The organism is Micromonospora sp. L32 (assembly GCF_052068055.1).
Lineage (GTDB): Bacteria > Actinomycetota > Actinomycetes > Mycobacteriales > Micromonosporaceae > Micromonospora > Micromonospora purpureochromogenes.
In genome coordinates this window covers 1-14,747 of record NZ_JBQHDD010000003.1, presented here as the reverse complement: position 1 = coordinate 14,747, position 14,747 = coordinate 1, and the positions used below count along the sequence as shown (strand labels likewise).

The window sequence follows — 14,747 nt, the reverse complement described above, 5'->3', positions numbered from 1 at the left end:
GCCTGGCCGACGTGCGCGAACGCGAGATCTGGCGCCGGGTGGACCGCCGGGTGGCCGGCGACGTGGCGCTCTGGGCCGGGCTCGCCGCCCCGGTGGCGTACGCCCGGCTGACCCCGCCCTACGAGCGGTACGTCGTACCCCTGCTGGTCGGCTCGGTGCTGCTGCTGGCCGCGGCGGTGGTGGTGGGCCGGCGGTTGCCGGCCGTGGCCGTGCTGCTGGTGCTGCTCGGCTCGGTGGTGGACGGCAACTTCGTCTTCGCCCTGCTGGTGTTCAGCTATCTGGCCGGGCGGCGCGGGGAACGAGCCGCCCCCGCCGGGGTGCTCTTCGCCGTGGTGGCGGCCGGTGGCACGGTGCTGCACCTGGTGCTGCTGGACACCGGCATGGCGACCTGGTTCCTGCTCAGCTGCGTGCTGCTGGGCGCCGGGGTGTTCCCCTGGCTGGTGGGCCGCTACCGGCGGCAGCAGCAGGCGCTGGTGCTGGCCGGCTGGGAGCACGCCGAGGCGGTGCAACGCGAGCAGCGGGGCGCCGCCGAGCGGATCCGGCTGCGGGAACGGGCCCGGATCGCCCAGGAGATGCACGACTCCCTCGGCCACGAGCTGAGCCTGATCGCACTCCGTGCCGCCGCCCTGGAGGTCGCCGGTGACCTGGACCCGCGGCACCGGGTGGCGGCCGGCGAGCTGCGGGCCAGCGTGGCGGGGGCCACCGAGCGGCTGCACCGGATCATCGGGGTGCTCCGCGAGGCGGACGTCCCGGCCAGCACCCGCCCCGCTGGCGAAAGCGTCGCCGACCTGGTCGACGGCGCCCGCGAGGCGGGGATGGCGGTGCGCCTGCACCACTCGCCGGACGCCGCCGACCTGCCGGAGCTGACCGCGCACGCCGCGCACCGGGTGGTCCGCGAGACGCTGACCAACGCCGCCCGGTACGCCCCCGGCGCCCCGGTCACCGTCACCCTCACCGGCCTCGGCGACCGGGTCGAGGTGCGGGTGGTCAACGCGCCGCCGCCGGCCGGTCCGCTGCCCGGGCCACCGTCGCACGGCTCGGGCCTGCTGGCGCTCCGCGAACGGGTCCGGCTGGCCGGCGGCGTCCTCGACGCCGGCCCGACCGACGACGGGGGATTCGCCGTGGTGGCCCGGCTGCCGGTGGCCGACGCCGCCCCGCGCCCCGACCCCGGCGACGGCGGACGGGCCGGGGAGCTGCCCGGGCGGCTGCGCGACGCCCGGCGCGGGGTGCGGCGCAGCCTGCTCGCCGCGCTCGCCGCGCCGCCGGCCGTCGCGCTGCTGCTGTCGCTGGTCTACTACCCGGTCGTCACCACCGGCGCGGTGCTGGACGGCCCGGCGTTCGACCGGATGCGGATCGGCACGCCCCGCTCCGAGCTGACCGGGCTGCCCCGCCGCCAGGTCGAGCCGCCGCTCGACGCGCCGGCCGCGACCGCCGGCGTGACCTGCGAGTACTACACCGACGGCAACTTCCCGCTCGCCCAGCCGACCTGGCGGCTCTGCTTCGCCGACGGCCGCCTGACCAGCAAGGGACGGACCACGACGTGACCGCCCACGACGTGCCGGTGACGGTGCTGCTCGCCGACGACGAGGCGATGGTCCGGGCCGGGGTGCGGGCCATCCTCGCCGCCGACCCCGGCATCGAGGTGGTCGCCGAGGCCGGCGACGGCCGGGCCGCGGTGGAGCTGACCCGGGCGCACCGGCCCCGGGTCGCGCTGCTGGACATCCGGATGCCGAAGCTGGACGGGCTCGCCGCCGCCGCCGAGATCCGCCGGCTGGTGCCGGCGACGGCCACCGTCATGCTCACCACGTTCGGCGAGGACGAGCACGTGGCCCGGGCGCTCGGCCACGGCGCCAGCGGCTTCCTGCTCAAGGCTGGTGACCCCCGCGAGCTGCTCGCCGGGGTGCGGGCCGTCGCCGAGGGCGGGGCGTACCTGTCGCCGCGGGTGGCCCGCCGGGTGATCGAGCTCAACGGCGACCGGATGGCCCGGGTGCCGGCGGCCCGGGACCGTACGGCCGGGCTGACCGACCGGGAGCGGGAGGTGCTCGGCCTGGTCGGGGCGGGGCTGTCCAACGCGGAGATCGCCCGCCGGCTCTTCCTCACCGAGGGCACCGTGAAGGGCTACCTGACCAGCATCTTCACCCGGCTGGACGTGCGCAACCGGGTGCAGGCGGCGATCATCGCGTACGAGGCGGGGCTGGCCGGCTGACCGGCCCGCCCCGCCCCGGGCCGCTCAGGCGTCGCGGCGGCGCAGCGCGGCCCGGCCGACCGCCAGCGCCGCGCCGGCCCAGCCGGCCAGCAGCATCAGACCCACCACCGGCGGGTACGGGTCGGTGTCCCCGGCCAGGAAGTGCCCCCCGGCCACCCCCGGGAACGCGTCGGAGATCCTGGTGAGCACGGCGATGTCCGGCTCCCGCAACGACAGCGGCACGATCATCAGCACGCCGAAGAGCACGGTCAGGGTGAGCACCGCGCTGCGCAGCGCCGCCCCCAGCCCGAGGGCCAGCACCCCCACCAGCGCCAGGTACGTCGCCGTCGCCAGCACGTCGCCGAGCGTTCCGGCCAGCGGCGCCCGCCCCCACTCGCCGAGCAGGGGCCGGGCCGCGAGCACCCCGACCAGGCCGAGCAGCAGCCCGAAGGCGAACGTCACCGCGCCGGCCATCACCGCCTTGGCCAGCAGCATCCGGCCCCGCGACGGGGTGCCCTGCAGGGTGGTGCGGATGGTGCCGGTGGCGTACTCGCCGGTGATGGCGAGCAGGCCGAGCGCCAGCACCGCGTACTGGGTGAGTTCCAGCGCGCCGACCAGCACGCTGCCGGCGGTGACCACGCCCCGGTCGTCGGCCGGGTCGTCGTTGGTGTTGGCGTTGGCCGCGTAGATCGCCAGTTGGGCCGAGGTGGCGGCCATCAGCAGCACCCCGGCCAGCAGGGTCCACCAGGTGGCCCGCACCGACCAGAGCCGGGTCCACTCGGCGGCCACCGCGCCGGCGAGACCACCGCCCCGGGCGGCCGGGCGGGTGGGGGAGAGGGCGGTCACCGGCCACCTCCCGCGGCGTACTCGACCGCGTCGCCGGTCAACCGCATGAACGCCTGTTCCAGCGTCACGGCCACCGGGCTCAGCTCGTGCAGCGACACCCCCAGCTCGTACGCCAGGTCGCCGACCCGGTCGGCGGTGGCCCCGGTGACGGCCAGGCGGCGCGGGCCCTCGGCCGTGACCGCGTACCCCTCGGCGGTGAGCCGTCCGGCCAGCGCGGCCAGCCCCTCCGGGTGCGGCCCGCGGACCCGCACGGCGGCGGTGGCGCCCGTGGCGAGCACCTCCGTGACGGGCGCGTCGGCGATCAGCCGGCCCTTGCCGATCACCACCAGGTGGGCGGCGGTCTGCTCCATCTCGCTCATCAGGTGGCTGGAGAGCAGCACGGTCCGTCCCTCGGCGGCGAGGCCGGCGGTGAGCTGCCTGATCCAGCGCACCCCGTCCGGGTCGAGGCCGTTGACCGGTTCGTCGAACATCAGCACCGGCGGGTCGCCGAGCAGCGCGGCGGCGATGCCGAGCCGCTGCGCCATGCCGAGCGACATGGTCCGTCCCGGCTTGGCGGCGGCCCGGTCGTCCAGGCCGGCCACGGCGAGCACCTCGTCGACCCGCCGGGCCGGGATGCCGTTGCTGCGGGCCATCGCCAGCAGGTGCGCCCGGCCCGCCCGCGCCGGGTGGATCGCCCGGGCGTCGAGCAGCGCCCCCACCTCCCGCAGCGGATGGCGCAGCTCCCGGTACGCCCGCCCGGCGACCAGGGCCCGGCCGGCGGTGGGCCGGTCCAGGCCGAGCACCATCCGCATGGTGGTGGACTTGCCCGCGCCGTTGGGGCCGAGGAACCCGGTGACCCGCCCGGGTGCGATGTCGACGGTCAGGTCGTCGACGGCCGTCACCGCCCCGAACCGCTTCGTCAACCCACGTAATGTGATCATGCGTTGACGGTAGGAACCGACGGGCCGGCGCCGCCGCTGCCGATCGGCGTCCGCCGGACCCGACCTTCGTCAGGTACTCCGGCCGTTTTCGCCGTGCGCCCGCGCGGTGAAGTCGCGGTCGCGGAGCGGTCCGCCATCCCCGTCGGCCGTGGTGCTCATGCGCTGTCGAGCTGATGTCACAAACGACTCATGGGCCGGGGCGGGGCAGCCTGAATCGTTTGCGACATCAGGTCGACAGGACGCGGGGGAGGTGGTGTGGGGCTCGGCCACGGGCGCGGCACCGGACCCGAGCCGCCCGGCTGGCCGACGGAGGCGACCCTACGAGCCGGCCACGACACCAGCCCCGGGGGACGTGGTGCGGGCCCGGCCACGAGCGCGGCACCGGACCGAATGGCTCGGCTGGCCGACGGAGGCGACCCTGTGCGCCGGCCGCGACAGCAGCCCCAAGGGACGTGGGAGGTGGTGCCGGCCCCGGTCACGAACGCGGCAACCGAGTCGACCGCCGGGGCCGGCGCGGCCATCCCGTCAGCCGGCCGCGTCGCCCCGTGGGAGGGCGTGGAGGTCAGGACCGGCGGACCATGAACGCGTCCGGCATCCGGAAGGTCAGGTTGTCCGGGCACCAGGGCGGGCGGACCACGGTCACCCCGTCGAGCAGCGGGGCCGCCTCGGCCACCACCACCGCCGCCTCCATCCGGGCCAGCTGCGCGCCGACGCAGCGGTGCGCACCCGCGCCGAAGGCCAGGTGCCGGCGCGACCCGCGCTGCCCGGGCCGGAACGCCTCCGGTGCGGCCACCACCGCCGGATCGCGTCCCGCGCGGGCCAGCCAGAGCACCACGCTGGTGCCCGCCGCCACCGCCGTCCCGCCCAGCGTGGTGTCCACGGCCGCCACCCGCCGCCAGGTCACGATCGGCGGTTCCAGCCGCAGCCCCTCCTCCACCACGTCGGCGACCGCGACCGTGCCGGCGCGCAGCCCGGCGCGTACCTCGGGCTCGGCGGTGAGCCGGTGCAGCAGCAGGGTGAGGAACTGCGAGGTGGTCTCCTGGCCGGCCACCAGCAGGAAGAACAGCGCGCCGACCACCACGTCGGGGGAGTGCCCGTCGGCGCGCAGCGCGGCGGCCAGCCCGCCGCCGGTGGCGGCGAAGTCGCGCAGCACGGTGTGGAACCGGCCCACCTCGGCGGCGAGGGCGAGCTGACGGTCGGCGTCCAGCGGCGCCCAGAACAGCTCCAGCGCGGCCCGGGCGAAGTCCTTCACCGCGCCGACCGGGGCGTCCGGCAGCTCGACGAGCCGGGCCAGCACCAGCAGCGGCAGGTCGGCGGCGAGCTCGGCGTACAGGTCGACCGGTTCACCCGTGTCGAGCGCGGCGGCCAGCCCGGTCACCCGCCGCCGGACCAGCCCGGTCAGCCAGGGCTGCTGCGCGGCCACCCGGGTCGGGTGCAGGGCCTCCGCCACGATTCCCCGGATCGCCGGGTGGCTGGGGGTGGAGTTGTTCGCCAGCGTCGGCGGCAACCGGAACCGGTGCCCGGCGAGCACCCGCAGCGCGGCCACCGGGACCGGGGTCACCGCGTCCAGGGCGTTGTCCGGCCGCCAGGTGTCCGGGTCGGCGAGGACCTGCCGCACCAGCGCGTGCCGGGTGACCACCAGGTGGTCCACGCCGACGTGGTCGGCGACGGTGGCCACGTCCGGCCACCGCTCGTCGACGGACTCCCCCCAGCCCCGGAACAGCACGCCGACACGCTAGCGGGCGGCTCCCGGCGGGGCCGGGTCCAGCTCCCAGACGGTGGTGCGCTTCACCCGTACGCTCTCCAGCGCCTCCGGCACCGGCACGTCGTAGACGGCCAGCTCGCGGAACCGCTCGCGGGGCAGGAAGGCCCGCCCCGGGTCGCCGACCAGCACCCGGGCACCGGAGCGGGCGGCCCGCAGCAGGAAGCGCAGCACCCGCCGGGCCATCGCCTCGCTGTAGAAGACGTCCCCGGCGAGCACCACCTCGGCGTCCCCGGCGTCGGCGTCGAGGATGTCGCCGAGCTCGGCGTCGACGCGTACCCCGTTGGCCTCGGCGTTGAGCGCGACGGCGGCCACCGCCCGTTCGTCGACCTCGACGGCGCGGACGGTGGTCGCGCCGGCCCGGGCGGCGGCGATGGCGACCAGGCCGGAGCCCGACGCCAGGTCCAGCACCCGGCGGCCGGCCACCAGCTCCGGATGGTCGGTGACGTAGCGGGCCAGCGCCTGGCCACCGGCCCAGGCGAAGGCCCAGAACGGCGGCGGCTGGGAGCTGCGGAACTCGCCCTCGGTCAGCTCCCAGAGCCCGATCGGCTCGTCGGCCTGGTGCAGCCGCACCTCCGGGACGAAGGCCACCGGGGTGAGGCGGGCGTGCAGCCGGACGAAGGCCGCGGAGAGATCGGACACCCGGGAATTGTCTCCCGGGGCGGTTCCCGGGCGTGTCGCGGGTCGGGCGTGACCGGTTCACCACGCAGCGTGATAACCCGACCTGTACTTCACGATTCGTGCGAACACGCCCGTCTACCGGCTACCCGGCACCCCTCATAGCGTTGCCAGGTGGATGCGACCGACGGGAGGGCGAGGCGGTGGTGACGGTGTGGCGGAACGCGCTGCGGGCCGGGGTGGTGCTGGCCTGCCTGTCCGTGGTGGGGCTGGCCGCGCCCGCGCCGGCCACGGCGGCGGCCGGCTTCGCCACCGAGCTGAGCGGCCTGCCGGACGAGTTCAGTGCCGGCGACCAGGTGAGCACCCTCTCCGCAGTGGTGTCGCGCAACGACGGCGGCCGGTGCGTGAAGGTCCGCTGGTCGATGGTGCTCAGCGTGCGGGGCCTGCGACTGGACCAGGTGAAGGTGGACCGGGTGGAGGACTCGGGCAGCTTCCCGTTGCAGATCCAGACCGAGGGGGACATCGCCCGGCTCACCGACCGTCAGCTCGACCCGGGCACGCTCTGCCCGGACCGGACGGTCACCGCCCGCTACCGGGTGGCCTTCGCCGAGGACGTCGACCGGGGACGGGTGACGCTGGCTGCCGAGGCGTACGACGCCGACCTGCGGCTGCTCGCCCGGCAGAGCGCCACCCGCGACGTGGTCGGCCTGCTCGCCGCCGAGGCGTCCGCCACGCCGGAGCCGAGCGGCTCGGCCGTGGCCGTCGACCCGACCGAGCCCGTCGACGCGTCGACCGAACCGACCGAGGAGGCGGTGGCGGAGGTGCCGCCGGCGGCCGGGCGTCCGGTGGCCGGTGCCACCCGAGGGGGATTCGGTCTGGTGCAGGCCGCCTTCCTCCTCGGCGGGCTGCTGCTCTTCCTCGGCGCCGGGCTGCTGCTCAGGTTGCGGCAGCTGACCCGCGCGGCACGCGGGGGCGAAGCGGACCGCGGCGGGCCGGCGTACGAACGGGCCCGCCGGACCGGGCGCTGGGCGGCGACGCGCCGCTGATCGGGGGCCGCCGGGGCCGGGCGGCGACGCCACCCGACCCCGGCGGGGTTCACTTCGAGAACACCTGGAACTCGGCGATCCGGACCTGGTCGCGCGCCGGGCTGGCGGTCGCGCAGTCGGTGCTGGTGGCCGGGTCGTCGTCCTGCTCACCGGCGTACGCCGGACCGCCGGTGCACTGGCTGGCCAGCACCTCCAGCCGCACGTGGGTGGCGAGCGTGGTCGGCACCGGGAACGACCGCAGGTTGATGTCCCGGGTGTACGCCCGGTACTTCCCACCCGGGAACGCGTCGCCGGCGCTGGTGTAGATCCGCTCCCAGCGCGCCGGGTCGGCGCAGTCGGTGGTGGTCGCGTTGCAGGTGAGCACGGCGAAGGATCGCAGTGCGGTCAACGCGTTCTGCCCGCCCGCGTCAGGGTCCCCGGCGATCGCCGGGCGCAGCATGGCGCTGACGTTGACCCGCTTGACCACCTGCGGGGTGCCACCTGGCAGCGCCACCGTGACGCCCCGGCCGGCCACCCCGGTCAGCGACGCCCAGTTGGTGCTCTCGGTGTCGTCGCCGACCCGCTGCAGGTTCACCCCGTCGCCGGTGATGACCGCGCCGGAGGTGGTGGACGCCAGGTTGCGGCTCAGCCGCAGGTCGACGTACCCCTCCTGGCCGGCGCGGGCGACGACGCTGAGCCGCTGGTGGCCGAAGCCGGGCGCCACCGCGAGCAGCTGGTGCGTACCGGCGACCGCCTCGAAGGTGTCCGGCAGGGCGGTGGCCGGGTCGGTGTCGGCGATCGGGGTGGCCCGGGCCTCGTAGTCGCCCACGTACAGCCGGATCGGCGCCTCGGCGCTGTCCCCCTTCGGCCGCAGGGTGAGCGTGGCGTTGTCGCCGTACGGGCTGGCGAAGCTCGGCGTCGGGTCGGTGTCGGTGGCGCCGTTGGTGGCGGCGTCCCGGCCCATCCCGGAGCGGGCGAACTCGGCCCAGATCAGCTCCTGGTTGGCCCCGCCGAAGCGGAGCCGGTCGGCGGTGAGCAGGTTGTCCCGCATGTCGAGCATGCTGACCTGGCTGGCCGCCTGGAGCAGGAACGAGTCGAAGACCAGCTGCGCCCAGCGCCGGTTGCCCGGGCAGCTGTCCGCGGCGACCTTCCCCTGCGCGCAGTCGAGCTGCCGCTGCGGGGTGCCCGACCCGTACCGCTGCACCAGCGCGGAGCGGATCCGGTAGTTGGTGGCGCTCCAGATCTCCCCGTCGGCGTGCACCGCCGGGCCGGCGGTGTTGTAGCCGACGTCGGAGTAGTTGAGCGGGCTGCGGCTGAAGTCGTGGTTGCGGATGCCGCTGATCAGGTTGCCGGTGACGTACCCGCCGGTGACGAAGGGCGTCTGGCCGGGGGCGCGCAGGTTGTGCTCGTAGAGGTACTCGGCGGCGAGCAGGTCGCTCCACGACTCACCCATCGCGCCGCCCTGGTGGCCGCCGATGCCGCTGTCCGGACCGGCGATCATGCGGTTGGTGATGGCGTGCGTGTACTCGTGCCCGATCACCGTCATGTCGTAGTCGCCGTCCACGCACGGCGGGTACGGCCCGCCGGCCTGCGGCTGCCACAGGTACATGTTGGTGGTGGGCGGCAGGCCGTCGCGCGGCGTGCCCTGGTTGGCGTTGTTCCGGTTGCCGGACAGCGCGCCCTGCTGGGCGCGGCCCTGCTCGGCGTCGCCGCCGAGGCCGGCCCCGCTCACGTTGACCGCCTGCAGGTTCCAGGTGGCCTCGGTGAAGCCGAGGTGCCAGGCCCAGTCGTGCATCCGGTTGTGCATGGCGAAGAGGTTGGCGATGGCGGCGTCGGCGTCGTTGCGCTGCGCGGAGGTGAACACCGCCGGGTTGCAGCGGGCCTGGTGCCACTGGTCGGTGAACGGGTACTCGTAGCGGCGCTCCGGGCTGGCGGTGGCCGGCAGCAGCGGGCTGCCCGCGCCCCAGGAGACCACCGTGTTGGCGGAGTTGCCGCGCGAGGTGCCGGTCGGCAGGCCGGTGGCTTTGTCGACGTCCCAGGCGTTGCCGGTGGCCGGGTCGCGGAACGCGGCGGCGCAGCCTGGAGCGGGGTCGGCGCACCAGCGCACCCGGGGGTCCTGCCCGGGGGCGAGGTCCTGCGGCGGGGTGGCCGGGTAGACCGCCCAGCTCGGGTTGTCCGAGTCGAAGTCGACGAGGTCCTCGCGGACCAGCACCGCACCGGTGATGCCGTCGACATAGGTGGTGAAGGCGGCCGGATGGTCGCTGTCCGCGCCGATCAGGGTCACCTCGTACGCGGCCCGGGTGCCGTCGAGCGGGGTGGGCACCGCGACCGGGCGGACACTGTGGCTGGCCACCCGGGCGGCGTCCAGGCCGGCGTCGGCGAGCGCGGCCGCGTACGCCTGCTCGCCGCTGAGGGTGGCGGGGGCGGGCGCGGCGGCGTCCCGGGCGAGCGAGGAGCTGACCGAGATGACGGCGCCGTCGGCGACCGCCACGGTGACCAGCCCGTCGTGGCCGGCGGGCAGGTCGCCGAAGCGCTGCCGCAGGGTGACCACCGCGCCGTCGCCGATCGACCGGACCAGCAGCCGGTCCATCGCGGCGACGGAGGCGGCGTCGAGGCCGAACAGGTCCCGGTTGTCGGTGAGGTAGCGCCGGGCGGCCGCCTCCGGGTCGGCGGGCAGGCCGGTGGCGAGCGGCGTCCGGGTCGGGCCGAGCGCGTGCGGGGTGCCGAGCCGGTTCCACCGCACGTCGGCGTCGACCCGTCGGGCGAGGCCGCGCTGCCGGGCGTCGGGCGCGGCCGTACCGGTGCGGTTGTCGAGGTCGGCGGCCTGGTGGCTGTCGTCGGCGAACGAGCCGGAGCGGCCCGGTGTCGCGGTCGCGGCGTCGCCCGGCGTGGCGGCGGCGGTGGCGCCGCCGGGCAGCAGGGCGGCGACCACGGCGGCGGTCGCCAGTACGGGGACGAGCCGGCGGCGGGGCCGGCTCGTCGGAAGTGTCCACTCCGGTCTGGGCACGGGACCTCCTCGTGGGAGCGGGGGCCGACGCTGCGCCGGCCCGGTGCAGGCGCTGTTACGCATGCGCATCTGTGAATACCAGGCAGATCGGGCGAGGGCAAGGTCATCCGTGACGGTGGGTGCGGCAGCGATCACCGTGGTCGCTTTACAAAAACTTGCCTCTTGTAAAAAGGAGTGGCCGGTGCCACAGTCAGGACAGCCCGCGAGATCGGAGGTCGGCGATGGCCATCAGCCCCGACGCGACGGTTCCTCCCGTCGCCTGGCGCGACACCCGCAAGCCGCTCTGGCCGCTGGCCCTGCTCGTCCCGGTGCTGCCCTTCCTGGGCTGGCTGGGCTGGCGGGACAGCGGCGGCGCCTGGGCCTGGTGGCTCACCCCGGTGGTGGTCTTCGGGCTCATCCCGGTGGTGGACCTGCTGATCGGCGACGACCGGCGCAACCCGCCCGAGGAGGCGGTGCCCCGGCTGTCCGCCGACGGCTACTACCGCTGGCTCACCTACCTCTACCTGCCCACCCAGTACGCCGCCCTGGTGCTCTGCTGCGCCGTCTGGGCGCGCGGCGACCTGTCCTGGGCGGCTGCGGCCGGGCTGGTCGCCACCGTCGGGGTGGTCAACGGCATCGCCATCAACACCGCCCACGAACTGGGCCACAAGCGGGAGACCGCGGAGCGCTGGCTCTCCAAGGTCGCCCTCGCGCCGACCGGCTACGGGCACTTCTACGTGGAGCACAACCGGGGCCACCACACCCGGGTGGCCACCCCGGAGGACCCGGCCAGCTCACGGCTGGGGGAGAGCTTCTGGGCGTTCTGGCCGCGTACCGTCTGGGGCAGCCTGCGGTCGGCCTGGCGGCTGGAGACCAGCCGGTTCCGGCTCCGGGGCCGCAGCCCGTGGACGTGGCGCAACGACATCCTCAACGCCTGGGCGATGACACTGGTGCTCTACGCCGCGCTGATGCTCGCCTTCGGCCCCCGCGTACTGGTGTTCCTGCTGCTCCAGGCGGTGGTCGGCTTCAGCCTGCTCGAGGTGGTCAACTACCTGGAGCACTACGGGCTGGCCCGGCAGCGCACCGCCGCCGGCCGCTACGAGAAGGTCGACCCCCGGCACAGCTGGAACAGCGACCGCACGGTCACCAACGTCTTCCTCTTCCAGCTCCAGCGGCACAGCGACCACCACGCCAACCCGCTGCGCCGCTACCAGACGCTGCGCAGCTTCGACACCTCGCCGCAGCTGCCGGCCGGCTACGCCACCATGGTGGTCGCCGCGCTGGTGCCCCCGCTCTGGCGACGGGTGATGGACCACCGGGTGATCGCCCACTACGGCGGCGACCTCGACCTGGCCAACGTCCACCCGCCGGCCCGGCGCCGGCTGCGGGAGCGCCAGCGCCGCCGCCCCGCGGCCCCCGGACAGGGGTACGCCGGCTGACCCCGCTGACCGCGTCGGTCGGACGCCGGACCCCCCTCGGCGCCGGCGCACCCCCTCGACCGCGCCGGGTCGTTCCGGTCCGACACCCTGCGCCAACTCCTGACCGGTAACGCGGTCCGGTCGTCCGCCGGCCTCGGTGACCGGTCAGGCCGGCGGCGTCCAGTCCGGGTCGCGGCCGAAGGCGGCGATCAGCCGGTCCTGCGCGTCGGCGCCGGCCCGCACGTCGAGCCCGGGCCGGACCAGGTCGCCGCTGCGGTGGTCGGCGACGCGGGCCTCGAACCACCGGGTGCAGGCGGCGACCACGTCGCCGTCCAGGCGCGGGTCCGCCCCGATCGCCACCGCCAGGTCCCATCCGTGTACGAGGTGCTCGGCGACGAGCTGGTACAGGTACTCACCCGCCGGCGTCGCCCCGGCCGTGAGGTGCACCGTGGTGTCGAGCGCGCCCGGGTGGCTGGCCGCCACCTCGGCCTGGGACGCCACCTGCCGGACCGCCCCGACCGGGTCGTCGCCGAGCTGGTCACCGTCGAACCGGTCGCCGATCTCCTCGACGGTCCGGCCGGCGAGCAGCGGCGCGGTCCACCGGTCCTCGGTGACCACGTGGTTGACCAGCGCGCGGACGTCCCAGTCGGGGCAGGGCGTCGGGTCCGACCACTGCCCGGGCGCGACCTGCTCGACCCGGTCGACGAACTCAGCCAGGCTCCGTCGGTACGTCTCCAGCAGGTCCATGCCGCCGATTGTCGCGGCTGTCCGTGGCTGTCCGGGCGGTTTTGCCCGGTCGTCCGGCCCTCGGGCGGCCGGTGCCGCGGCTCCCGGGTCGCTGCCCCCTGGCCACCGGGTCGGCCCCGGGCGGGGTAGGGCGGTCAGTCGAGCTGGGCGGGGTCGAGGCCCAGCTCCCGGGCGGTGATCAGCCGGATCCAGTCGGCGAACTGCCGCCGGGTGATCACCCGCTCGTGCACCGCGAGCTGGACGGCCAGCCCGTCCATCACCGCGTTGATCCGCCAGGCGGCGGCCGTCGGGTCGGCGCAGACGAAGGTGCCGTCGGTCACCCCGTCGGCGATCACCGCGGCGAGGTCCTGCCGCCACCGCAGGTCGAGCCGGCGGGAGACCCTCTCCAACTCCGGGGTGCGCAGCGACTCGGCCCAGCCGTCGATCCACATGGACCAGGAGATCGACCGCCCGGGCGGGGTGTAGAGGCGCAGCAGCTTGCGCAGCTTGGTCAGCGGTGGGGCGGAGGAGCGGACCACCACGTCCAGCCGGGCCAGGTCCTGCTCCACCGCGTACGCGAAGGCCTGTGCCAGCAGGCGTTCCTTGGTGGCGAAGTGGTAGAAGACGAGCGCCTGGCTGACCCCGGCGGCCTGCGCCACGTCGGCCGTCCGGGTGTTGGCGAGCCCCCGCTCGACGATCACGTCGCAGGCTGTACGCAGCAGGGAATCCAGGCGGACATCGGCGGCACGTCTCGTCACGCGGTTACCGTAACCCATCGATATGAGCACAGCGCGTTACCGAGCCGGCCGGTCGGGCGTGCCACAGTCGGAACCCGGACAGCTCTTCTTCGGCGCGTCGCGTCGCCCCCGACCTGGCCCTTCGGCTGACCCCCCGCAATCCCTTCGACCACCCCACCCAGTCTCCTAGGAAGCTTTAGGGGGAGCCCCCGGTTTCTCGCCCGGGAACCCGCCAGGGACGCGCCGAGGGCACCCCCGAGTTGGCAACTCTTCCGAGCCTCGGCTAAAGTTCTCATCCGTCGCCGGGAACGCCGGAGACAAGCGGACGTAGCGCAGCTGGTAGCGCATCACCTTGCCAAGGTGAGGGTCGCGGGTTCGAATCCCGTCGTCCGCTCGGAGCTGCCGCCACGCATGACGGGGGCAACCTCGGTGGGGTGGCCGAGAGGCGAGGCAACGGCCTGCAAAGCCGTGTACGCGGGTTCAAATCCCGTCCCCACCTCGGTATGAGCACGGGCGATTGGCGCAGTGGGAGCGCGCTTCCTTGACACGGAAGAGGTCACTGGTTCAAACCCAGTATCGCCCACAGAATGATCAGGCTGGTCACCGGAACTTCGGTGGCCAGCCTTTTCGTTTCCCCGTCCTTCCCTGGGCTCTGCATGCGAAGGCGCCGGTCACCCGTGGGTGACCGGCGCCCCGTCGTACGCCCGCGACCGATCAGCCCCGTCGGCCGGGTAGTGATGCGCCCTACAGCGGCGGAGCGATGTCCCGGCGCTCCTCCACCCGCCGGTACTCGACCGGCTCGGTGGTGGTGACCACCTGGCGGCGGCGACCCCAGACCAGCGCGGTCATGATGAGACCGAGCAGGCCGGCCGCCATCAGGATCCAGCCGATCACGTCCAGGTCGACGCCGCCGACGCTCGCGTCCAGGGCGAAGGTCAGGATCGCGCCGGCGGCGAGCAGGAAAATACTCGTTCCGATACCCACGACAGCCTCCTTCAGGGGATGCGGTGTGCTGTCGAGGTGAATCAGTACCCCGTGGGTGACCAGCGCAATCACCGGCGGTGGAGCGGGCGGGGCGGGGCGGCGGAGTCGGCGATCTTGCCATCGGGTAGAGTTCAACCTGTCGCCGGGGAGACCGGGTGGCACGCGGACGTAGCGCAGCTGGTAGCGCATCACCTTGCCAAGGTGAGGGTCGCGGGTTCGAATCCCGTCGTCCGCTCTCGACCACGGGCGATTGGCGCAGTGGGAGCGCGCTTCCTTGACACGGAAGAGGTCACTGGTTCAAACCCAGTATCGCCCACCAGGCATTTGCTCGACGTACGGAGCCCCGGCTGATGAGCCGGGGCTTCTGCCGTTCTTCCCCCTGCGGCTGCTGCTTTCTGGTCTGCCGCTTTCCTTGACCGCGCCGGTGTCTCTTGCTGTCGGTCCGTGGGTTGCGCTGGTCGGTGGTGGGGTGTGGCCCGCCGTGCCCGGCTCCGGGCGGTCAGGCTTGATCCCTGCGCCGGTCACGGCGGGCCACACCCC

At 74.9% G+C, this 14,747-nt stretch carries 12 protein-coding genes and 5 tRNA genes; 9 read left to right on the top strand and 8 right to left on the bottom strand.

The genetic code is table 11. From position 1 onward, the window contains the following. Positions 1–11 precede the first annotated feature (11 nt). Complete coding sequence (locus ACTMTB_RS08995) at positions 12–1,544, top strand: sensor histidine kinase (RefSeq protein WP_441144068.1); 1,533 nt, start codon at positions 12–14, stop codon at positions 1,542–1,544. A gap of 11 nt (positions 1,545–1,555) precedes the next feature. Beyond that, positions 1,556–2,206 carry a response regulator transcription factor gene (locus tag ACTMTB_RS08990; protein WP_346540104.1) on the top strand — a complete coding sequence of 217 codons (651 nt, stop codon included), beginning with the start codon at positions 1,556–1,558 and terminating at the stop codon, positions 2,204–2,206. Between the two features lie 24 nt (positions 2,207–2,230). Here ACTMTB_RS08990 and ACTMTB_RS08985 read toward each other — a convergent pair whose 3' ends face one another. The 4 genes from ACTMTB_RS08985 to ACTMTB_RS08970 form a co-directional block, all read right to left on the bottom strand. After that, positions 2,231–3,031, bottom strand: a complete 801-nt coding sequence (locus tag ACTMTB_RS08985) for an ABC transporter permease subunit (protein WP_441144067.1) — start codon at positions 3,029–3,031, stop codon at positions 2,231–2,233. Next, complete coding sequence (locus ACTMTB_RS08980) at positions 3,028–3,951, bottom strand: ATP-binding cassette domain-containing protein (RefSeq protein ID WP_441144065.1); 924 nt, start codon at positions 3,949–3,951, stop codon at positions 3,028–3,030. The genes ACTMTB_RS08985 and ACTMTB_RS08980 overlap by 4 nt, the downstream gene beginning before the upstream one ends. A gap of 562 nt (positions 3,952–4,513) precedes the next feature. Then, a complete protein-coding gene (locus tag ACTMTB_RS08975) occupies positions 4,514–5,677 on the bottom strand; it encodes a cytochrome P450 (protein ID WP_441144063.1) in 1,164 nt (387 codons plus the stop codon). A gap of 9 nt (positions 5,678–5,686) precedes the next feature. Further along, positions 5,687–6,355, bottom strand: coding sequence for a class I SAM-dependent methyltransferase (locus ACTMTB_RS08970; protein WP_441144061.1), 669 nt, complete (start codon positions 6,353–6,355; stop codon positions 5,687–5,689). 182 nt (positions 6,356–6,537) lie between these two features. On the opposite strand from ACTMTB_RS08970, the gene ACTMTB_RS08965 reads away from it, so the two are divergent. Then, positions 6,538–7,377, top strand: coding sequence for a hypothetical protein (locus ACTMTB_RS08965; protein WP_441144059.1), 840 nt, complete (start codon positions 6,538–6,540; stop codon positions 7,375–7,377). 49 nt (positions 7,378–7,426) lie between these two features. Here the strand turns inward: ACTMTB_RS08965 and ACTMTB_RS08960 are convergent, their stop codons facing one another. Then, positions 7,427–10,363 (bottom strand): M36 family metallopeptidase, encoded by a 2,937-nt coding sequence (locus ACTMTB_RS08960; protein ID WP_441144057.1) that lies wholly within the window; start codon positions 10,361–10,363, stop codon positions 7,427–7,429. Positions 10,364–10,584: 221 nt separating this feature from the next. On the opposite strand from ACTMTB_RS08960, the gene ACTMTB_RS08955 reads away from it, so the two are divergent. Then, positions 10,585–11,781, top strand: a complete 1,197-nt coding sequence (locus ACTMTB_RS08955) for an alkane 1-monooxygenase (RefSeq protein WP_441144055.1) — start codon at positions 10,585–10,587, stop codon at positions 11,779–11,781. Positions 11,782–11,925: 144 nt separating this feature from the next. Here ACTMTB_RS08955 and ACTMTB_RS08950 read toward each other — a convergent pair whose 3' ends face one another. Both ACTMTB_RS08950 and ACTMTB_RS08945 read right to left on the bottom strand, forming a co-directional pair. Continuing rightward, on the bottom strand, positions 11,926–12,507 hold the full coding sequence (locus tag ACTMTB_RS08950; RefSeq protein WP_441144053.1) for a TIGR03086 family metal-binding protein: 582 nt from the start codon (positions 12,505–12,507) through the stop codon (positions 11,926–11,928). A gap of 134 nt (positions 12,508–12,641) precedes the next feature. Then, positions 12,642–13,244, bottom strand: a complete 603-nt coding sequence (locus ACTMTB_RS08945) for a TetR/AcrR family transcriptional regulator (protein WP_441144051.1) — start codon at positions 13,242–13,244, stop codon at positions 12,642–12,644. 300 nt (positions 13,245–13,544) lie between these two features. Here ACTMTB_RS08945 and ACTMTB_RS08940 point away from each other — a divergent pair. The 3 genes from ACTMTB_RS08940 to ACTMTB_RS08930 all read left to right on the top strand — a co-directional run bounded on the left by ACTMTB_RS08940 (position 13,545) and on the right by ACTMTB_RS08930 (position 13,806). Then, a tRNA-Gly gene (locus ACTMTB_RS08940) sits at positions 13,545–13,617 on the top strand. A gap of 34 nt (positions 13,618–13,651) precedes the next feature. After that, positions 13,652–13,722, top strand: a tRNA-Cys gene (locus tag ACTMTB_RS08935). Positions 13,723–13,734: 12 nt separating this feature from the next. Then, positions 13,735–13,806: transfer RNA gene (locus ACTMTB_RS08930), tRNA-Val, on the top strand. A gap of 161 nt (positions 13,807–13,967) precedes the next feature. On the opposite strand, the gene ACTMTB_RS08925 is transcribed toward ACTMTB_RS08930, so the two are convergent. Beyond that, positions 13,968–14,207, bottom strand: coding sequence for a DUF6458 family protein (locus ACTMTB_RS08925; RefSeq protein ID WP_280836300.1), 240 nt, complete (start codon positions 14,205–14,207; stop codon positions 13,968–13,970). Between the two features lie 162 nt (positions 14,208–14,369). On the opposite strand from ACTMTB_RS08925, the gene ACTMTB_RS08920 reads away from it, so the two are divergent. Then, positions 14,370–14,442, top strand: a tRNA-Gly gene (locus ACTMTB_RS08920). A 9-nt stretch (positions 14,443–14,451) separates the two neighbouring features. After that, positions 14,452–14,526: transfer RNA gene (locus tag ACTMTB_RS08915), tRNA-Val, on the top strand. Positions 14,527–14,747 lie beyond the last annotated feature (221 nt).

What these genes read in the sequence shown, in the direction of transcription:
- ACTMTB_RS08980 (WP_441144065.1), bottom strand. Translation starts at nt 3,951, where the DNA reads ATGATCACATTACGTGGGTTGACGAAGCGGTTCGGGGCGGTGACGGCC.
- ACTMTB_RS08955 (WP_441144055.1), top strand. Translation starts at nt 10,585, where the DNA reads ATGGCCATCAGCCCCGACGCGACGGTTCCTCCCGTCGCCTGGCGCGAC.
- ACTMTB_RS08950 (WP_441144053.1), bottom strand. Translation starts at nt 12,507, where the DNA reads ATGGACCTGCTGGAGACGTACCGACGGAGCCTGGCTGAGTTCGTCGAC.